Source organism: Bradyrhizobium sp. GW821-FHT12B03 (genome assembly GCF_058807535.1).
On record NZ_JBXAQU010000025.1, the window covers coordinates 62,817 to 82,030 of the forward strand.

Below are 19,214 nucleotides of genomic sequence, written 5' to 3' on the forward strand. Positions count from 1 at the left end.
GCGCCGTCCGTGCTAGCCGCCGATCGCCTGCTCGATGATCCGCGCCTCCCGCAGCAGAATCTCCGCGACCTCCTGCTCGCGGCGGGGGCCGAGCCTCGTCCGAACGGCGGAGACGGTCATCGCCGCGGCGGGCTGTCCGTCCGGGGTCTTGATCCAGGTCGAGATCGACTTCGTGCCCTGCACGAGGCCGATCTCTCTCATATAGTAACCGCGCTTTCGTGCTGCGGTGACCTCGCCGATCACGGTTGCGGAGTCGGTCTGGTAGGCCTCGAACCGCTTCTCGTTGGCTGCGACGATTTTTCGCGCGTCCTGCGCCGGCATTGCGGCAAGGATCGCAACGCCGGCGCTGGAGACGCCGAGCGGCCGGCGCGCGCCGACCTCGATCGACAGGACCTGGATCGGGTGGCCGCCGATCCTGCGATCGACGCACAGCGTGTCGTTGCCGGTTCGCACCGTCAGGAACAGTGTGTCGCCGATCTCGGCGGAGGCGCGCCGCAGCGACGGATTGGCGGCGACCAGCAGCCGCGACGGCCGCGGCCGTGCCAGCGCCAATTCCGGCACCTGGTTGCCGATCGCGTAGCGGCCGGTTCGCTCGTGCCGCTCGACGATGCCTTCCTCGATCAGCACATGGACGATGCGATGCACGGTCGGACGGGTGAGGCCGGTCGCCCGCACGACCTCGGCCAATGGCACACCGTCTTCGCGGCCTGCGGCAAGAATGCGCAGCACCGCGAGCGCGCGCCGGATCGCCTGTGCGCCCTGCCGCGGTTCCAGCGCACGGTGGGCGGATCTTGCGGAATCTGTTCTGTCCATAATATGGACAAGAACGCCACAATTCACTCGACAGGTAAAGCGCGCATCTGGAGATTGCGCGGCGGTCGAGCGCCGTGCGCGACGTCAAGGCGCTCGAAGTGAATTGGAAGCGCCGCCGGGAGGTTAACATGAGATTAATCGCGATTGCCATAGCTGCCGTCACTGCGGTCCTCGCAGGGCCGGCGTCGGCCCAGCAATGGCCCACGCGCAGCGTCAAGCTGATCGTGCCTTACCCTGCCGGCGGCAACGTCGACAGCGCCGCGCGCATCGTCGCCGACAAGCTGCAGGAAAAGCTCGGCCAGCCCTTCATCATCGAGAACAAGGCCGGCGCCGGAGGCATGATCGCGGGCGAGGCCTTCGCGAAATCGGCGCCCGACGGCTACACGCTGTTCGTCGGCGCCAACGGCCCGGTGCTGTTCGCGACCGAGATCAACAAGCGCGACGCCTATAACTGGAAGAAGGATTTCCTGCCGATCTCGACCATCTCGATGACGCCGCTGGTGCTCGAGGTGCATCCGTCCGTGCAGGCCACGACCTTCAAGGAGTTCATCGATCTCGCCAAGCGCGAGCCCGGCAAGCTGACCATGGCTTCGCCCGGCCCCGGCACCACCAACCACCTGCTCAGCGAGCTGATGCAATCGAGCCTCGAGTTGCAATGGGTCACCGCGCATTATCGCGGCAATGCGCCTGCCATCAACGATCTGCTCGGCGGCCAGGTGCAGTTCGCATTCGACCAGCTCACGGTCAGCCTCCAGCACATCAAGGCCGGCCTGTTCCGCGCGCTCGCCGTCACCAGCCCGCATCGCCTGAAGTCGCTGCCTGACGTCCCGACCTTCGCCGAGCTCGGCTACAAGGATTTCGACGGCCAGACGTTTACGGGCCTGTTCGCGCCCGCGGGCACGCCTGCGCCTGTTGTCGACAAGCTGCACGAGACGCTGGTTGCGATCCTGAAAGACCCGGGCGTGATCGACAAGTTCGAAAAGCTTGGCGGCGAATCCACCCCGATGACGCCGGACGAGTTCAGGGCCTATCTCGAGCGCGAGGACGCCAAGTGGATTCCGGTGGTGCGCAAGGCCAACATCAAGGCGGACTGAGCGATGCGGATCGATCCAAGCGAGCTCGGCGCGGAGCGTATCTATCGCCTGATGACCGGCATCGTGGTGCCGCGTCCGATCGCCTGGGTCACGAGCCTGTCAGCCACGGGCGTGCTCAACCTCGCGCCGTTCAGCGCCTTCACCTTCGTCTCGCAGAAGCCGCCGATGCTCGCCATCAGCGTCGGCCGCAAGGGCGCCGACTACAAGGACACCGCGCACAACATCCTCGACACCGAGGAATATGTGATTCACATCGCCGATACCCCGCTGATGTCGGCGGTGCACGACAGCTCGGTCGAGCATCCACCTGAGATCAGCGAAGTCGAGCACCTCGGGCTGGAGACGATCGCCAGCGAGTGCATCAAGGTGCCGCGGCTTGCCGCAGCTCCCGTCGCGATGGAATGCGTGTTCCGGCAGTGCCTCGAATTCGGCGAGGCCAGGAGCCGGCTGATCGTCGGCGAGGTCGTGATGTTCCACATTCGCGATGGCCTCGTGGAAAACGGCAAGGTCGAAACCAAAGCGCTCGACCCGATCGCCCGCATCGGCGGTCCCCGCTACGCCCGCCTCGGCGAGATCGTGACGCTGAACACTGTGTTCCAGACTCCCAAATCGAAAGACTGAGCGCGGCGCATCGCGCCGCCTTGCTTGAAGACCATTGGAGAAAACGACAATGCGACTCCTGAGCTATCTCCTGGACGGCGAGCCGCGCTACGGCGCGGCCGTCGCAAGCGGCGTGATCGATCTGACCCGGCGGATCGGCCGCGACTTCTCCGACGTGAAGGCGCTGATCGCGGCCAATGCGCTGGCGGACGCGCAGGAAGCGATCGCCGATCAGAAGCCCGATCATGCGCTCGATGACCTCGTGCTGCTGCCGCCGGTGCTGGCGCCGGAAAAGCTCTGGTGCATCGGCGTCAACTACGCCGAGCGCAACGCCGAATACAAAGACAATTCGGACCTGCCAAAATATCCCAGCCTGTTCGTGCGCAGCATGTCCTCGATGACCGGCTCCGGCCAGCCGCTGGAGAAGCCCGCCGTCTCGGATCAGCTCGACTACGAAGGCGAGCTGGTCATCGTGATCGGGCAGGGCGGCCGTCACATCCCGCGCGAGAAGGCGTGGTCGCACATCTTCGGCATGACGCTGTGCAACGAGGGCACGATCCGCGACTGGCTGCGCCACGGCAAGTTCAACGTCACGCAGGGCAAGAATTTCGACCGCTCCGGCAGCATCGGCCCGTGGATCGTCACGGCCGACGAGCTCGATCCGCGCGGGCCGCACGACATCACCACGCGTGTCAACGGCGAGGTGCGGCAGCAGGACACCACCGAGCGGCTGATGTTCCCGTTCGATTTCCTGATCTCCTATCTCTCGACCTTTGCGACGCTGAAGCCCGGCGACATGATCGTGACGGGCACGCCGACGGGCGCCGGCGCCCGCTTCGATCCGCCGCGCTGGCTTAGGGACGGCGACGTCGTCGAGGTCGAGTCCAAGCACATCGGCGTGCTGCGCAACATCGTGGCCGCGGAGCAATAGATCATGCTCGATACCGCCACGATTGAGCGTCTCGCCGCACGCCTCGATGAAGCCGAGCGCACCAAAACGCTGATCACGATGTTCACCAAGGAATATCCCGATTTCAGCATCGAGGACGCTTACGCCATCCAGCGTGCCTGGACCAGGCTCCAGCTCGGCCGTGGCCGAATCATCAAGGGCCACAAGATCGGCCTGACCTCGAAGGCGATGCAGAACGCGGTCGGCATCAACGAGCCCGACTACGGCGTGCTGTTCGCCGACATGTTCTATGCCGACGCCACGCCGATCCCGTTCGATCGTTTTCACGCGCCGCGCATCGAGGTCGAGCTCGCCTTCGTGCTGAAGGCGCCGCTGCGCGGCCCCGACTGCACCATCTTCGACGTGCTCAACGCCACCGACTACGTCACGCCCGCGCTGGAGATTCTGGAGACGCGGATGCATCGCGTCGATCCCGAGACGGGCAAGACGCGGAAGGTCATGGACACGATTTCGGACAACGCGGCGAATGCCGCGCTGGTGCTGGGCGGCCGGCCGTTCCGCCCCATGGACGCGGACCTCCGCTGGATCGGCGCGCTGCTGTTCCGCAACGGCGAGGTCGAGGAGACCGGCCTTGCCGCCGGTGTGCTCAATCACCCGGCGAACGGTATCGCCTGGCTCGCCAACCGCCTCGCGCCGCATGACGAATATCTCGCCGCCGGCGAGGTGGTGCTGGCGGGATCGTTCACGCGTCCGGTCGACATCCGCCGTGGCGACACCTTCCATGCCGACTACGGCGCGTTCGGTTCGGTGTCGTGCCAGTTCGTCTGAACCAATAACAGAGGGAGCGCACCATGACACGGCGCAAGAGCATCCATATCGGCGGCTTCAAGCACGCCAATCCGATTCCGAACGCCTGCCGCATCGGCAATCTCGTGATGTCCGGTGTCATCCTCGGCCGCGATGCGGCCGGCGTGATGCCCGAGAGTCTCGACGCGCAATGCGCCAACATGTTCGCGCATATGAAGGCCACCGTGGAGGCCGCAGGCGGCACGACGGACGACATCATCAAGATGACGGTGTGGCTGAAGGACCGCACGCAGCGCGGCCCCGTCAATGTCGAGTGGCTCAAAATGTTTCCAGACGAGCATTCACGCCCGGCGCGCCACGCGCTGCCGATGGACAACATGGACGGCGGCGCGCTGGTGCAGTGCGACTTTACCGCCGTGATCGACTGAAGGAGCATTGCGCATGCCGACCTATCTGCCGTTCGACCCGAACCCGCGCCGCCCGGTCAAGGCGCCGCCGCCGAAGACCGTCGACAGCCAGTTTCACGTGCTCGGTCCCATCGACAAATATCCGGAGCGGCCCGGCGCGGCCTATCGGATGCCGACGGCGACCTGGGAAGCGGCGCTGCGCGTGCACAAGACGCTCGGCATCGAGCGTGGCATCATCGTGCAGACCACGACTTATGGTGCGGACCATTCGGTTGTGCTCGACGGGCTCGCCGCCATGGGCCCGAACTATCGCGGCTGCGCCAATGCTCTGGTGTTCGCGGAGGCGAACGACGCTTATCTTTCAAAACTCCATGACGCCGGCGTGCGCGGCGCGCGCTTCAGTTTCCGTCAGGAGCTCGGCGCCGTGCTGTCTGACGCCGATTTCGCCCGCGCCATCGCCCGCATCCGCGAGCTCGGCTGGTACGTCAAGATCCAGCCGGAGAAGGACGGCATCGTCTCCAGCGTCGCCAAGTACGAGAATCTCGACGTCCCCGTGCTGATCGACCACATGGCGCGGCCCGATCCGCAAGCCGGCAGGGATGATCCGAATTTGCGCAAGATGCTCGGGCTGCTCGCCAAGGGCAATTTCTGGGTGATGCTGTCGCTCGGCGAGAAGACCTCGAAGGTCGGCGCACCCTACGACGACGTGATCCCGATCGCGCGCGCCTATATCGAAGCCGCTGTCGACCGTTGCGTCTGGGCCAGCGACTGGCCGCACCCGGTCTCGGTCAAGCAGCCACCGAACGACGCCGATCTGCTCGAGCTGATGTACCGCTACGCGCCTGATCAGGGGGAGCTGGAGAAGATCCTCGTGCACAATCCGGCGAAGCTGTTTGGATTTCCGGATTAGAGGGCGCGAGGCTCGCCACCAACGCGGTGCACTCCCTCTCCCGCTTGCGGGAGAGGGTTGGGGTGAGGGCTCTTTCCTCTTCGGGATTGTCCCATTGCGGAAGCACCCTCTCCCCAGCCCTCCCCCGCAAGCCTACGACATTCACACATCTTTTGACGGGCACCTTGCGCGGCGGAAAAAACGCGAGTCTCTTCAATGACCGCTGGGTCGAAGTCCTCCCGATCTTTCGATAACCGGGGGGCATCTAAGTCCTTGTCTTGGATTCAGTTTTCAAGATGTGTGAATCTAGTAGCCCGCAAGCGGGGGAGGGAGCGAGCCTCCGTCGGGGGCGCTAGATCGCGCTCACATCCCCGGCTGCGATCTCGAACGAGCGCAGCCGTGCGGCGTGGTCGTAGATCTGCCCCGTGGTCATCAGCTCGTCCGCGCCGGTCTCAGCGATCATCTCGGCCAAAACTAACGGGTCTTCTGAAGGCCTAATCACTAAGGCGTGCTCGCCAAGAAGCAGTTGCCGCAAGGGTCGCTGCAATCTCTGGAGCATTGTATAAGAGGACACCAGAACGACTTGAGGTAGTCTTCACGGGATATGGTATCGTGAGCTAAATTAGCGAGCAAGAGGCTGCGTTTTGGGGGCGCGGGCTATGTCGTATCAATACGATGTTTTCTTTAGTTATAAGCGCGATCAAGAAAGCGATTCTTGGCATCTTAAGGTCAGGGATAAGCTCCTATACTGGCTCAAGCAAAATTTACGTCGAACTGATGTAAGGATTTTTCTTGATACAGAAGATATCCAAACGGGCCATCGGTGGCACAGCAAGCTTGAAGATGCTTTGAGAACGTCAAAATGCATCGCGTGCATCTGGTCACCGCTTTATTTTAAATCTAAGTGGTGCGTCTCCGAATGGACAAGCTTTGAACAAAGGGGCCAAGCCTTAGGCTTGGACCTAGTAGTTCCGGCACGCTATTTTGATGGTGACCATTATCCCAATCTGGCGAAGCAACGCCAGAGCGTGGATTTCAGCGACTACGCCTCTACGATGCCACGGTTCTGGGATACGCCGCACGCTGTCGAATTTGAACTCAACTTGCTCAGACCATTTGCTCGCGATTTGGCCGCCAGCATTCATTCGGCACCTCCCTTTGATCCTCAGTTCCCCATCGTTGAAGCTAGTGACACATTGATCCTCAAAGATACGTCGATAGGGCGAGTTAGCGATGACTGATGGTCAATCAGCGATATCGAAGATGCCGGGCAAGGTCTTCACCTTCTATTCGTACAAGGGGGGTGTTGGCCGTTCCATGGCGCTGGTCAATGTTGGCGTTCTCCTCGCTATGGAAGGTCGTAAGGTTCTCTTAGTAGACTGGGATCTGGAAGCGCCTGGACTCGAAACCTTCTTTTTAAAGAGTGAAACAAGCAGTATCGAGAGAAGCCCTGAAACCACGCCTGGTGTGCTTGATTTGCTGGAGGCTCAGGCAGACGCCGAGCCTCTGGACTGGAAACGATGTCTGTTGGAGGTAAGTTTCAAGGATGCAACGATTCACCTGATTTCCGCAGGTAAGAAGACTTCCGACTACAGAAAAAGGGTACAGCAACTTGATTGGCCTAAGCTGTTCAAGGAGCATTCAATAGGGAATTTTCTGGACCAATTGCGAGAACAGTGGCGCAACTCTTATGATTTTATTCTAATCGATAGCCGGACAGGTATCACGGATATCGGAGATATCTGTACGGTTATTCTGCCCGACGTCCTCGTCGCGCTCTTTGTAGCAAACCATCAGAACGTAGGAGGCGTTAGAGATATTGTAGAGCGAGCGAGGCTTGCTCGTCGAAGAATGCCGGTCAATCGTAGCATGTTGATGGTGCTCCCGATTCCGGGGAGGGACGAAAGCAAGACGGAATACGATCTGTCGATGCGCTGGCGCGACATTTTTGAGCGGGAGTTTGGATTTCTTTACAAGGAATGGCTGCCGAAGGAAATCTCACCCAGCGAGGCGCTCTCGAAGTTGTTCATTCCGTACGTACCCATTTGGAGTTTTGGCGAGAGAATACCTGTGCTCGAAGGCAGGCGTGAGGTCGAGGATCCGACAAGCATCGGTGCAGCGTATTTGAGGCTGGCTACTCTAATTGGCTCTTATCTTGATTGGTATGCGGTTTTCGATAAGGCGAACACCCAAGAGCTGCGAAACGCTAAGATCGCGCTAGACTCAAAACAACGCGAGAATTTCATCCTTCAGCAGCGTAGTTTACAACTGAGGCGCTCTTCAACGTTATTCGGAATACTCGGCGCTTCGGTCTCCCTGCTCTTGGGCTATTTCTTCTACAAGACGCAGGGTCCCGGCAGCGTAGAAACATTTCAACTATGTAGGGGGGATTCTGCAAGATGCGGTCCCGGTACTCAACCGATAGGTTGCGATGACCCACATTCGATCGCACAAAAGAAGTGCGCTAGACCTACGGAGATAAGGGTGCTGCTTGATGTGCCGGGAGGTAGATGTGGATTTCAAACCATTGAATACTCTTGTCGAAAGGCAGACTTGCTAAGTGCATCACAACCTTAGTTTTTGTGGCGAACTCTCTAATTCATTGTCCGCGTGTTGAAGGTATCGATTTTAGGGGCGCCAACGGACATTTATCGGGCTGTAGGTCGTGTCGGTCTAGTCGTGAATGCATGGTTGAGCGTTTTCGTCCCTTGGATGGATTATGGAAGCATGTTCAAGCCATAATCGATCTGCTGGCCACGCCGCCTCCGCCTCACATCCCCGGCTGCACCGCCAGCCGATCCCTTACCCCGGCCGCGATCTCGAACGAGCGCAGCCGCGCGGTGTGGTCGTAGATCTGGCCCGTGGTCATCAGCTCGTCCGCGCCGGTCTCGGCGATCAGCGCCTTCAGTTTCCGTTCCACCACTTCGGGCGAGCCGACCGCCGAGCAGGACAGCGATTGGCCGACCATGGCCTTCTCGGCCGGCGACCACAGCGCATCCATGTCGTCGACCGGCGGCGGCAGCGGGCCGGGCGTGCCGCGGCGCAAATTGATGAACTGCTGCTGCAGCGAGGAGAACATGCGCTGCGCTTCGGCGTCGCTGTCGGCCGCGAAGACGTTGACGCCGACCATCGCATAGGGCTTGTCGAGCTGCGCCGAGGGCTCGAAGCGCGCGCGATACTCGCGCAGTGCCGGCATCATCATCTGCGGCGCGAAATGCGAGGCGAACGCGAAGGGCAGGCCCAGCATCGCCGCAAGCTGCGCGCCAAACGTGCTCGATCCCAGGATCCACAGCGGCACATGCGTCCCCATGCCGGGCACGGCGCGGATCGTCTGGTTCGGCTTGATATCGCCGAGCAGCGCCTGCAATTCCAGCACGTCATGCGGAAAATTCTCGGACGTGGTGGCGAGGTCGCGCCGCAGCGCCCGTGCGGTGAACTGGTCGGTGCCCGGCGCCCGCCCGAGCCCGAGATCGATCCGCCCGGGATAGAGCGACTCCAGCGTGCCGAACTGCTCGGCGATGACCAGCGGCGAATGGTTCGGCAGCATGATCCCGCCTGACCCGACGCGGATCGTCTTGGTGCCGCCCGCGATGTGCGCGATCACCACGGAGGTCGCGGCGCTCGCGATCCCCGTCATGTTGTGATGCTCGGCCAGCCAGAACCGCTTGTAGCCCCAGCCTTCCGCATGCCGGGCGAGATCGAGCGAATTGCGAAACGCCTGCGCGGCGTCGCCGCCTTGCCGGATGGGCGCGAGGTCGAGCACGGAGAAGGGGATCATGGGTGGGGGTCCGGATGGAGCATGCGATCGGAAAGCAGCTTCACATGTAGGAGCCGGCCGTGGGAATGCCAGCGGAAGGCGGAGGCGAATCCATCGCCGTACCGATGCGTGCGGCAAATCCGCCGGTCCTGAAACCTCGCGCGGCGTTGCGGCGTTGCCGGCTGGTTTGATCGCATGGCTTTCGTTTCGAGGACTTGCCTTGGACAGATTCAATATCGGCGTACATTTCGTCGCGCTGGCGGCTGCGTTCGCACTCGCGGTCCCGATCGGATGGGACCGCGAGAAGCGAGCTCGAAGCGCGGGCCTGCGGACCTTTCCGCTGGTTGCGCTGGCAAGCTGCGGCTTCGTGCAGGCCAGCGAAAGCCTCCTGGTGCATTCGCCCGACGGCATGGCCAAGGTGATCGAGGGGCTCATCACCGGCATCGGCTTCATCGGTGGGGGTGCGATCCTCAAACAGGGAAATTCGGTGCAGGGCACCGCGACCGCCGCGAGCCTGTGGGCGACCGGCGCCATCGGCGTCTCCGTCGGGCTCGGTGCCTACGATGTCGCGGTGACCATCGCGGTGTTCACGTTCCTGACGCTTCGCCTGCTGACGCTGGTCAAGGAAGAGGACGATCACTGACGGCATGGTTCGTCGACGGCGTCGTGTAAGCGGCCTGTGCCTTCGTTCACAACGCCGTTATTGCGACTTGGTGCGCCCTTCGACTCGATTGGGCGTGTGGTGCTTGTTGTTGTAGACTGTCCAGGGGCCACGGAACGGTCGCCAGGAGGAACTGAACATGACCCCGGTCGTACTCAACCGCCGCAGCCTCCTTGTCGCCGGCGGCTCGATCCTCGCGGCCGGAGCTTCCGGCTTGCTCTTGCCCGCCCGAGCGGATGGCCTCGCACCGACCGAGTCGATGTCGGGCGGGGCGAACAATTACCGCAAGGGCGCCGTGATCGTGGAGCGGATCGGCAAGGGCGGCTTCTGGATGAGCGGCACGGTGCGCCGCGCCGGCGACGGCGCGCCGCTCGCCGGCCAGCGCATCCAGATCTGGGCGCACACGGTCGAAGGGCAGGAGCACGAGCCGCAGAGCCATGGTGCCACGCTCACCGACAAGGACGGCAAGTTCCGGCTCGAGATGCCGCAGATCATTCCGATCTTCGGCCAGCCGCATGGTCACCTCGCCTATGACAGCGGTGACTTCAAGACCGTCTTCCTGCGGCCGGTGATGCGGAGCGCAAAGGAAACCAGCCTGGAGGCGCACTTCGTCCTGCAGCCGGCCTGACCGGGCCCACGCATGACGGGGTGGAGATTGGCGCGGGCGATCCTGATCTGGGTCACCCTTGCCTTGGCCATCGGCGTGCCGATCGCGCTTGCTGCAACAAGCGAGCAGCTCGCATGGCGCGGTGCGGTCTACATCCTCGCCGGATTCGCCGGGATCATTGCCCTCGGTCTCGTGCTGGTGCAGCCCCTGCTGATCGGTGGATATCTGCCGGGCTTTTCGGCGTATCGCGGCCGGCGCGCCCATCACTGGATCGGCGGCGCGCTGGTCGCAGCGATCGTGATCCACGTCGCCGGCCTCTGGATCACCAGCCCGCCCGACATGATCGACGCCATGACCTTCGCCTCGCCGACGCCGTTCTCCCCCTTTGGCGTGACCGCGATGTGGGCGATCTTCGCCGTTGCGATTCTGGCTCTGCTGCGCCGGCGGTTGGGACTGCGACCGCGAACCTGGCGCTTCGTTCACATGCCGCTGGCCATCGTCATCGTCGTCGGCAGCGTGGTCCATTGCCTGCTGATCGAGGGCACGATGGAGACGATCTCGAAGGCGGCGCTGTGCGCAGCTGTCCTTGCGGCAACCGTGAAAGCCATGCTGGACCTGCAGGTGTGGCGAAAGCGAAGGGCGCTGCGCGGCAGTGAGCCCGGCAGCGCGTAGGATGGGTAGAGCGAAGCGAAACCCATCATGCTTCCGCGAAGATCAAAGCGCGATGGGTTTCGCAAGTGCTCAACCCATCCTACGAAACTTTCGCTGACCGTTTTGTTCGAACAGCTCGGCGCCGTCAGCGCCGATATCTGCTCCGCTTGCCGCAGATCGCGATGGAGATTATTCTCACGCGATGGTTGCCAGTGCCCCCGACATGAAAGCGTTCCTGCTCGCGACGCCGTTCTTCGGCGGCCTGCCGGACGCGAGTCTCGATCTCCTGATCTCGATGCTGGTCGAGTGCCGCTTCGATGCCGGCGCGACCGTCGTCGCGGAAGGCGATCCGGGACGCTCGATGTTCATCGTCAAATCCGGTCGCCTCGCGGTGAGCAAGCGGGCGATCGCAGGCAGCGTCATCCCGATTTCCGTTCTGGAGCCTGGTGACTTCTTCGGCGAGATGACGCTGATTGAAATGCAGAACCGCTCCGCCACGGTGGTCGCGGAGGCGCCGACGGTGCTGTATGAGCTGACGGCCCAGAAGCTCTATGCCTGCTACAAGGCTGACATCCATGCCTATGTGATCGTCCTGCAGAACATCAACCGCGAGCTTTGCCGGCGCCTGCGCCGGGCGGATGAGCGCTTGACCGGACATCAGGTCGGCGAAGACAAGTGATAGTGCGTAGGATGGGTAGAGCACTTGCGAAACCCATCATGCTTCGTCGTCGAGCTGGGCCTTGATGGGTTTCGCTTCGCTCTACCCATCCTACGAACTGCCGATGTAAAGCTGACCCGTCGGGCAAAACACCCGTCTCCCGCCAAAACCCGTCAATCCCCACCCGCAAAAATATTCCACTTTACCGAAATTCGGAATTGCGGCATATTTCCGCCATCCCGACCCAGGGAGAGGGGCGATCGTACGTCGCAACGAACGTGGGCCGGGGTGCGGTGGACGCGGCAGTGCCGGGCACGCGAAGCCGGGACCAGGGCGAGATGAACCTCGTGAGGTCTTGGCTAGCGTGCGGACGAACGGCGCTCAAGTTCGGCGAAGCCGGATGAGCTGCGTACGGCAAAATCGTGTGGTCCTGGCCGTCGTTGCTACGGTCAAGCCTTGCGGAGATGGATCGGGGCTCAACCGGGTCTCGGCGCATCGTCAATTCGCAAGGCGACGGTGACAAGAAGGAACTCGTCGCCGGGGAGAGCGCGGCATAAGCCGTCAACCCACTGCGCAGGGAAGGCCGAGTGATTGGCTACACCTGTATGCTGCTGTGCGGTTCTTCCTGCGTGTGCTTTCGCGCAGCGGACCGCGGGTGCCAGCCGGCACCCGGTCTTCCCTGCGCCCTCTTCACGGAGGAGGGCTACGGAAACAAGCATACCTCGGGCGTTTGATGCCGCGAGAATGCTGATCTGTGCGTGATTTGACCTCAGGGGAATGGTGCTGCCAGACAGGATTGAACTGTAACAACAATCCTATTGAGTATTGATCTTACTATAGTTTTCGGTCCCGCTATGCGTTTTTGTGTGGCACTTGTGGGTGGCGTTATGGACGACATTACCATACTCGGCGCAATCATCCAGTACACAATGCGCCGGCGCTGCAAACGATTGCCGCTCTCATTCTGTAGGCGGTTTCTTCGGCACAACTGGGACGACAAATGGCGGGCGCAGCACTCTAACAGTAACGGCCATAACCGTGGCCTCCGCAGTTTGCACAAAGCAGTGAAGGTGTCGGGCCGAGCCTGCAGGTTCAAGGGACACATGGAGACTAGTTCAGGCGGGACGAGCCGCCTCGCAGCAGCTCTGTTCCAAAATCAAACAGGTTTGGGACTTGGATCAGGCGCGTGGAAAAGGTTCCCTGCCGAAAAACGCGCAGTTCGAGTAACGCGCCAGAACTTCGATCGGCTCTCTGATCAAACAGGAAATTGCCGAGAGAATAGGTTAGTTGAATTTTGCCCCCCCACATTGCCTCGATGTCAGACGAAGCCTTGTGCGAATGAGCTCCAATGACTGCGCTTACACCGCATTCTTCCATGGCACCCGCTGCTTCATACTCCTCCTTTTGAGCAATATTGCTGTACTCCTCTCCCCAGTGGGTAAAAGCGATTAACGGTGGCCGTGCGCTACTTTCGCAAAGTCTATTGGTGTCGCCCTTTTTAGCAACCGGATAGTCGCGGTAGTCTCGTTTTCCAATGAAGTTCAGCCCGACTACACGGAATGACCCTAGATCGATAATTTCGTTGTGACCAAACGGCTCGATGCCCGATCTCTTCAATATTCTCCGTGATTCATCGTTACCAATCGGGCCCAGGTCAAAGCTGTGATTGTTGGCAAGTCCTGCTGCCTTTACATTCAGTGCCTTGAGCAAGGGAATTGCGAGGCTTGCGTGCATTACATGTTGGGCTTCTCGAGTTCCCTCGGGCGGCTCGTCCAGTATCACTCCTTCCAAGTTGACGATCAGCGGCGCCGCTCCGGTTACGCTTTGAACGGCACGGACGATTGCCTTCTGCACGTGTCTATCTGCAAGCGCAGCCGTGAACCAGCGGCCGATAAAGGTGTCGCCTGCAAAAAAGAAAATGTTCTGATCTGAATACTGGAGGTCGGCGCCAGACGGAGGGCGCCTTGAATAGACAGACACGATGTAACTTGTCGTCTTCGAGCCTATAGGGCCATATTCCGCTGCATTGCGACTTGCAACGACCGTTGCATAGCTCCTGTGTACCTCGGATTGCAGTCGCATTTGCAAGTACTGAGATGCTTTGGAGTCGAGGTGATCCGACTGCATCAAGGCTTGTATCCCTTCGATGCTATTCGCAGCGATCATGTTTAGAGTTTCTTGGTCCCGTCTTTGAGCCAAGTCGGCACTTAGATAGTGCGAATAGTCGGTGGACTGAACCACAAGGGTATAGCGACCAATCAGCCTCATGATCAAAATAAAGGCTTGATCGAGCTCCGAGCGCGTCGCATCAACTGAAATCACGATCGGCACAACTTTTGCTCTAGGAAAGAAGTGTCGAACAAATGGTGCGATTGTAGCAATGCCATGTTCCCTGGCGAACAGATCGGCATCATCGAACAATGTATCTACATCAAGTAGCGACTTGGAGGCCATCCGGTCGTTTGTCATGACGCCAAAGAGCGTATCGATGTCGCGGGTTGTACTTGCAAGCGGACGCCTGCTCGAACGGAAGTGATCAGGCGAGATGATGATGATTCTGTCATAGTAGTTTTTAGATGCGGCCTTGAACCCGCGCACGATTAGATCTGCGGCGAGCAAGTGATGTGGGACAGAAATGCCAGTCACAGCCGAAATCATGGGCGCCCGATGCTCTCGCTTTAGCGCCTTCAAGAACGGTCTTGGGTCCGAGTACATAGATGCGAACGGCCGCTCGCGAGCTGCTGCCACACTATTTGATCCCAAGATAATTAAAACCAATGCAGCTAGGCTTGAGATAAAGCACCACAGCCTCAGTGACGCAATTGATCCCCACGAATTGCTCAGCCGCGATGGAGTGCGAGCGATTACTTTCATTTTCGACTCTCACAGTTGCTTCTCAACGGCAAGAAAACTCAGAAGGGCCCCCGTGCTATTGTCTAGCTGCCTTCGGGAAACGAGCCCCAAGCATCCCGCAGGGCAAACGCGCTGCTATGCCCCGGCTAGCTTGTCCGTCTAACCCCTTGCGATGTTAGCAATCGCGAGCAAAATCTCTAGTTGTATAAAAGTCGATACGTATGTAGGATTTTTGGGCTGAGTAAGGGCTACGGGGTTTTCTTTGTCGCGCCTGTTTATCAGCCATTCTGGGAAAGACAATATATGGGCCATCGCGTTCAAGCAGTGGCTGAATGCGAACGGCTGGCCGCAGGAAGAGGTCTTTCTTGATGTCGAGGACATCGGAGCGGGTGAACGTTGGAAGGATGCTCTGAGCCGAGCGCACACGCGATGCGAAGCTGTCATTTTATTGGCGTCGCCTGACTCGTTGCTGTCTCCAGAGTGTTTAGCGGAGGTGCGAAAGGCCGAGGACTTCGGCAAAGTCATCATAGTCGTTATCTTGCGGGATCTAACGATCAGCGATCGTCGCTTTGACTTTTATCGAGACCGGCAGATCGTCGATCTGTCGGCTCCTCCAAAATCTCACCTTGAAACGGTGGACCATCGAGGCAGTCGTCATCTCGTTCATTTCAATGGTGACGCGCTCGCAAAGGTTAAAAGCTACCTGGACAAGATAGGCATTAGTCCAGAAAGCTTTCCTTGGCCTCCAGATCGGAATCCAGATGCCGAGCCATTTCCGGGTCTACGTGCATTTTCGGAAGACGACGCTGCGATATTCTTCGGGCGGGACGCCGATATCTTGAAGGGTCTGGATGAGTTTCGGGTCCTCCGTCGAAGGGGCAGCCCCAAGGTGCTCGCGATCCAGGCGGCCTCCGGTGCAGGCAAGTCGTCGTATCTACGCGCGGGCCTCTGGCCCCGACTTCTTCGTGATGTTGATTTCGCGCCGATGGCAATTCTGCGCCCCGCGCAGGGGGTCGTCACGGGCCCCGAAGGGATTAGCCAAAAATTCGCGAGGTACCTGTCTCGCCCCGGCTCCAATATCAATCCCGGTGACATCGCGGCGTCCCTTATGGGCAGCGACGTAGAGAAGAGCCTCAGCGCGTTTATTAAGCTACTCTCGACCGCTGCAGAGCACGCGCATGAAAGGCTTCTTGTTGGAGACTCAGCGGCTTCGCCACCGGCTGTAGTCCTTGCAATCGATCAGGCTGAAGAGTTGCTCTCGACCGAGAATGAAGCCGAAAGCCAGCGCTTTCTGCTTCTTCTTGCTGGATTGATGAACGGCCGAGGTAAGGTTCCCGAAGTGCTCGCATTGCTGACAGTCCGGGCCGATAACTCGGCGCGATTGTTCGAAACAATGGTTGCGCACACACTTGAGACGCCAAAGTCGCTGGTATTGTTGCCTCTGCCGAGAACGTCATACCGTGATGTGATCGTCAAGCCTGTTTCCCTCCTAACTCAGCGTGGGCGGAAAATCGCGATCAATGCAGCCCTGGCGGATGAGCTGGTGGAGGATGCACGCGGCGCTGATGCGCTCCCTCTGCTCGCATTCACGTTATTCAAGTTGTATATAGGCTTTGGCGCGGGCGGTAAGCTCACCTCTGAACAATACTCGTTGATGGGCGGCATTGCCGGCTCCATCAGGGAAGCAGTCAAGGAGGCGTTAGCAAAACCCAGTAACGCCCCGGCCATTCCCACGTCTCCCGAAGACCAGATGGCCTGTTTGCGTGCGACCTTCGTTCCTTGGCTTGCGCGAGTCGACGCCGAAACGGGCGCGCCGTTGCGTCGGATCGCTTTGTTACAAGACTTCGAGGGTGCATCGCGGTCAATGGTAGACCGGCTTGTCGAGAAGCGACTTCTCGTGCGAGATCGCCGTGCAGCTAACGAAGTAGTTGAGATCGCGCATGAGAGCCTCCTGCGTCAATGGCCGCCGTTAGTTGTCTGGCTAAGCGAGGCGGCTGACGATCTAAGGGGCATCGACTCGGTTGAACGATCAGCAGGCGAATGGATTCGCAACGAGCGGCAGTCGGGCTGGTTGGATCACCGAGCAGACCGGCTTAGCGCTGCCGAGAGACTTATTCGCCGTAAGGATTTCCGTAAGCGTCTTGAACCAGATGGCATAGCTTACATCAATGCGTGCCGCGCCCGTGAGACTCGCCAACGTCGGAGCGCGCAGGTCATCGCCTGGACGAGCGCGGCCGTCTTTGCGCTGTTTGCGATCTTGTTCCTCCACCAATGGCAGCGTACTCTTGCAGCGCAAATCGAGGTTAAGGCATCGCTACTCGTTGCGGAGTCGCAGCTTGATCTGAATAACAACAATGCCGAAGCGGCGGTCGAACATGCGGCCCGGGCATTCGAATTGGCTGCAACCCCCGCAACCCGATCAGCGCTGCTTCAGTCGCTACTGGAAATCTCGCCGCATCTCAGGGCCACATTCGAGCTAGGTGCTGAAAGTGGCGAAGCGGTGCATTGGATAGACCGCAATCGCGTTGAGGTCGCGACTAGATCAGGCCGTCTGAAGACTTTCCAGGCAGCTGGTCCTGGGTCGCCGTTATCGGATGTTCCGTTGGCGCACATCACTCGTACGCAACAGGATGGCAATCGCGCGGCAGTGCGCGCTTTAAGGCAGATCGGCGACAAGACCGTCGAAGTTTTCGACGAAGGGTCGCTCTCTGTGCATCAAGGGCGCGCTCCTAGTGTTCAATGGGCGCCCCGAGTGCCAGCGATATCGGTTCGGCCAGCGCAGCACGCGGTGTCCATTGGCCGCAGTGGCAACTTAATCGCGATAGCCACCACGGACGATACAATCGTTGGTTATACTTGCGAATGGCATGCGTCCATGAGCACCTGTCAGTCGCTCAAACTCGGAGCAAATGCTCCTGTCGTTGGGCGCGCGGTGGCAATCAATCGGGACGAGAGCCGTATTGCTGTTGGAGATCGCACTGGTTTGACGATCTACGATCGTGATGGCCATCAAGTAGGCGGTCGTCGGGAGTTCGATGCGCCGATTAATGCACTGGCATGGGCCGAGCAGAGCGATTGGTTAGCTCTTGGTACATTGAACGGAGAGGTGGTCGTCCTCGACATGTCTGCGGGGGATGCCCGAGTCGTCGTCCAAGAGAAATTCGGGGAGCAACCTGTAACGGCGATCATGTTCAGTCCGGCGGATAATGGGCTCGCATTTGTCTGCAATGGATCGGTAGTCTGTTTTCTGAGGCAGGATAAGAACCCACCGTCTAACATGCCGTTTAAGCCTGTGATGCGCTTTGTAGGCCATCGTAACACTATTACGCAATTGAGCATTGCTCCATCGGGAGACGAGCTTGCGACTAGTTCAACAGATGGTTCTGTTAGGATTTGGGGCTTGGGCCAGAGCACACAAGTGACCTCGATCCTTTACGGAGACAACTTCAGCTCTATACGCACGATTGCTGTTTCACCTAGCCTGCGATGGGTTGCAGGGGGCGCATTAGACGGCACAATCGAATTGTGGGACACCAAAAAGGGTGCTTTCTCCCAGTCTATCAAGGCTCCTAACGACCTCCATGAAATTGGGAATATGGCATGGAGCAAGTTAGACAAATTAGCTTCTATTCGCGGTAACACAGTTGATGTGATATCTCCCGAAGGGGGGCCGTCAGCCATCAGAATTCCAGTTTCACGTGCTGGCTACAGGATCTCGTGGGCTGATAGCGACAAGATGATCGCCGTGTCTCTTATGGGGGATGGCGTCGTGTTATTCGACCCCCAGTCTCCTGACGTTTCTCCGATCATTCTGGGAAAGAAGGAACGCTCCCAAGAGATGCTCGGCGTTCAAGCCATACCTAAGAGCAGCTCTATCCTCGTCTCCTCCGTCGGAGGCGATATTACGATCTGGGATTTGAAAACGCGGCTGCCGAGTGCGCCAATGCGCAGCGCTCAGGTTGATGATAAGACAGCGATAGGTAGTCTGTCCGTTAGTCGCGATGGTCGTTTCCTGGCCGCTTCTAGCGGAAATCGTTCTGTGACAATTTATGACTTATCCAAACGCGTAATCTGGCAGACGTTACCTACCGAAGCGAGCGGAATAACAGCCGTGGCGTTTAGCCCGGACGGAACTAAGCTTGCGGCACTCGGTGATCAGCGTCTTTACGTTTGGATGATTAACGCGGACGGCGCGAAACAATATCTTTCAATCGCGGCGCCACGCGCCATCATTGGCGGCGCTCGCGGTGGCGAGAAGGAAACGTTCAGCTGGATAGATTGGGTTTCGCAAAGCCGAATTGTCCTAGCTACGAACGCCCCGGCAGCTCGGATTATCAACATCGATCCAGACCGCTGGCGCAACAGGATTGAGAGCGTATCTACTCGAACTTTCCGATGATTTGCCCTTGCCGCCTCACGCGCGGTCACTGCTTGGAAGAGCCAGCGTTCAAAACGGGAGAGCGTCTTTCACCTGTAGTTTTTCCTGCTATTGCAGCTTTTGTGAGGT

At 59.7% G+C, this 19,214-nt stretch carries 16 protein-coding genes; 13 read left to right on the forward strand and 3 right to left on the reverse strand.

All coding sequences use genetic code 11. The features are described 5' to 3' along the window. Positions 1-12 precede the first annotated feature (12 nt). Positions 13-813, reverse strand: coding sequence for an IclR family transcriptional regulator (locus AC1RUR_RS34085; RefSeq protein WP_492852266.1), 801 nt, complete (start codon positions 811-813; stop codon positions 13-15). A 128-nt stretch (positions 814-941) separates the two neighbouring features. On the opposite strand from AC1RUR_RS34085, the gene AC1RUR_RS34090 reads away from it, so the two are divergent. The 8 genes from AC1RUR_RS34090 to AC1RUR_RS34125 all read left to right on the forward strand — a co-directional run bounded on the left by AC1RUR_RS34090 (position 942) and on the right by AC1RUR_RS34125 (position 8,097). Continuing rightward, entirely contained in the window at positions 942-1,907 is a 966-nt protein-coding gene (locus tag AC1RUR_RS34090) for a Bug family tripartite tricarboxylate transporter substrate binding protein (protein ID WP_492852268.1), read from the forward strand. Between the two features lie 3 nt (positions 1,908-1,910). Beyond that, positions 1,911-2,528, forward strand: a complete 618-nt coding sequence (locus AC1RUR_RS34095) for a flavin reductase family protein (protein ID WP_492852270.1) — start codon at positions 1,911-1,913, stop codon at positions 2,526-2,528. Between the two features lie 49 nt (positions 2,529-2,577). After that, positions 2,578-3,438, forward strand: coding sequence for a fumarylacetoacetate hydrolase family protein (locus tag AC1RUR_RS34100; RefSeq protein WP_492852272.1), 861 nt, complete (start codon positions 2,578-2,580; stop codon positions 3,436-3,438). 3 nt (positions 3,439-3,441) lie between these two features. Beyond that, positions 3,442-4,245 carry a 2-oxo-hept-4-ene-1,7-dioate hydratase gene (gene hpaH, locus AC1RUR_RS34105; RefSeq protein ID WP_492852274.1) on the forward strand — a complete coding sequence of 268 codons (804 nt, stop codon included), beginning with the start codon at positions 3,442-3,444 and terminating at the stop codon, positions 4,243-4,245. A 23-nt stretch (positions 4,246-4,268) separates the two neighbouring features. Beyond that, a complete protein-coding gene (locus AC1RUR_RS34110) occupies positions 4,269-4,652 on the forward strand; it encodes a RidA family protein (RefSeq protein WP_027561465.1) in 384 nt (127 codons plus the stop codon). Positions 4,653-4,665: 13 nt separating this feature from the next. Next, entirely contained in the window at positions 4,666-5,541 is an 876-nt protein-coding gene (locus AC1RUR_RS34115) for an amidohydrolase family protein (protein WP_492852276.1), read from the forward strand. A 638-nt stretch (positions 5,542-6,179) separates the two neighbouring features. Beyond that, positions 6,180-6,761, forward strand: coding sequence for a toll/interleukin-1 receptor domain-containing protein (locus tag AC1RUR_RS34120; protein ID WP_492852278.1), 582 nt, complete (start codon positions 6,180-6,182; stop codon positions 6,759-6,761). Beyond that, positions 6,754-8,097 carry a tyrosine-protein kinase family protein gene (locus tag AC1RUR_RS34125; RefSeq protein WP_492852280.1) on the forward strand — a complete coding sequence of 448 codons (1,344 nt, stop codon included), beginning with the start codon at positions 6,754-6,756 and terminating at the stop codon, positions 8,095-8,097. The genes AC1RUR_RS34120 and AC1RUR_RS34125 overlap by 8 nt, the downstream gene beginning before the upstream one ends. A 193-nt stretch (positions 8,098-8,290) precedes the next feature. On the opposite strand, the gene AC1RUR_RS34130 is transcribed toward AC1RUR_RS34125, so the two are convergent. Continuing rightward, the gene (locus tag AC1RUR_RS34130) at positions 8,291-9,298 is read right to left on the reverse strand and encodes an LLM class flavin-dependent oxidoreductase (RefSeq protein ID WP_492852282.1); all 1,008 of its coding nucleotides are present in this window, start codon (positions 9,296-9,298) and stop codon (positions 8,291-8,293) included. Between the two features lie 199 nt (positions 9,299-9,497). Between AC1RUR_RS34130 and AC1RUR_RS34135 the strand changes: the two genes are divergently transcribed. From AC1RUR_RS34135 to AC1RUR_RS34150, 4 genes are all read left to right on the forward strand, one after another. Then, positions 9,498-9,920, forward strand: coding sequence for an MgtC/SapB family protein (locus AC1RUR_RS34135; protein ID WP_492852284.1), 423 nt, complete (start codon positions 9,498-9,500; stop codon positions 9,918-9,920). 157 nt (positions 9,921-10,077) lie between these two features. Then, complete coding sequence (locus tag AC1RUR_RS34140) at positions 10,078-10,566, forward strand: peptidase associated/transthyretin-like domain-containing protein (RefSeq protein ID WP_492852286.1); 489 nt, start codon at positions 10,078-10,080, stop codon at positions 10,564-10,566. A 12-nt stretch (positions 10,567-10,578) separates the two neighbouring features. Further along, entirely contained in the window at positions 10,579-11,217 is a 639-nt protein-coding gene (locus AC1RUR_RS34145) for a ferric reductase-like transmembrane domain-containing protein (protein ID WP_492852288.1), read from the forward strand. A 181-nt stretch (positions 11,218-11,398) separates the two neighbouring features. Further along, positions 11,399-11,875, forward strand: coding sequence for a Crp/Fnr family transcriptional regulator (locus AC1RUR_RS34150; protein ID WP_492852290.1), 477 nt, complete (start codon positions 11,399-11,401; stop codon positions 11,873-11,875). A 1,089-nt stretch (positions 11,876-12,964) separates the two neighbouring features. On the opposite strand, the gene amrB is transcribed toward AC1RUR_RS34150, so the two are convergent. Beyond that, positions 12,965-14,512: an AmmeMemoRadiSam system protein B gene (gene amrB, locus AC1RUR_RS34155; RefSeq protein WP_492852292.1), complete on the reverse strand. Its 1,548-nt coding sequence runs from the start codon at positions 14,510-14,512 to the stop codon at positions 12,965-12,967. Positions 14,513-14,969: 457 nt separating this feature from the next. Between amrB and AC1RUR_RS34160 the strand changes: the two genes are divergently transcribed. After that, entirely contained in the window at positions 14,970-19,106 is a 4,137-nt protein-coding gene (locus AC1RUR_RS34160) for a toll/interleukin-1 receptor domain-containing protein (RefSeq protein WP_492852294.1), read from the forward strand. Positions 19,107-19,214 lie beyond the last annotated feature (108 nt).

What these genes read in the sequence shown, in the direction of transcription:
- AC1RUR_RS34125 (WP_492852280.1), top strand. Translation starts at nt 6,754, where the DNA reads ATGACTGATGGTCAATCAGCGATATCGAAGATGCCGGGCAAGGTCTTC.
- AC1RUR_RS34090 (WP_492852268.1), top strand. Translation starts at nt 942, where the DNA reads ATGAGATTAATCGCGATTGCCATAGCTGCCGTCACTGCGGTCCTCGCA.
- hpaH (WP_492852274.1), top strand. Translation starts at nt 3,442, where the DNA reads ATGCTCGATACCGCCACGATTGAGCGTCTCGCCGCACGCCTCGATGAA.
- AC1RUR_RS34100 (WP_492852272.1), top strand. Translation starts at nt 2,578, where the DNA reads ATGCGACTCCTGAGCTATCTCCTGGACGGCGAGCCGCGCTACGGCGCG.
- AC1RUR_RS34085 (WP_492852266.1), bottom strand. Translation starts at nt 813, where the DNA reads ATGGACAGAACAGATTCCGCAAGATCCGCCCACCGTGCGCTGGAACCG.
- AC1RUR_RS34095 (WP_492852270.1), top strand. Translation starts at nt 1,911, where the DNA reads ATGCGGATCGATCCAAGCGAGCTCGGCGCGGAGCGTATCTATCGCCTG.
- AC1RUR_RS34110 (WP_027561465.1), top strand. Translation starts at nt 4,269, where the DNA reads ATGACACGGCGCAAGAGCATCCATATCGGCGGCTTCAAGCACGCCAAT.
- amrB (WP_492852292.1), bottom strand. Translation starts at nt 14,512, where the DNA reads ATGATTTCGGCTGTGACTGGCATTTCTGTCCCACATCACTTGCTCGCC.
- AC1RUR_RS34140 (WP_492852286.1), top strand. Translation starts at nt 10,078, where the DNA reads ATGACCCCGGTCGTACTCAACCGCCGCAGCCTCCTTGTCGCCGGCGGC.
- AC1RUR_RS34115 (WP_492852276.1), top strand. Translation starts at nt 4,666, where the DNA reads ATGCCGACCTATCTGCCGTTCGACCCGAACCCGCGCCGCCCGGTCAAG.
- AC1RUR_RS34130 (WP_492852282.1), bottom strand. Translation starts at nt 9,298, where the DNA reads ATGATCCCCTTCTCCGTGCTCGACCTCGCGCCCATCCGGCAAGGCGGC.
- AC1RUR_RS34150 (WP_492852290.1), top strand. Translation starts at nt 11,399, where the DNA reads ATGGTTGCCAGTGCCCCCGACATGAAAGCGTTCCTGCTCGCGACGCCG.
- AC1RUR_RS34120 (WP_492852278.1), top strand. Translation starts at nt 6,180, where the DNA reads ATGTCGTATCAATACGATGTTTTCTTTAGTTATAAGCGCGATCAAGAA.
- AC1RUR_RS34145 (WP_492852288.1), top strand. Translation starts at nt 10,579, where the DNA reads ATGACGGGGTGGAGATTGGCGCGGGCGATCCTGATCTGGGTCACCCTT.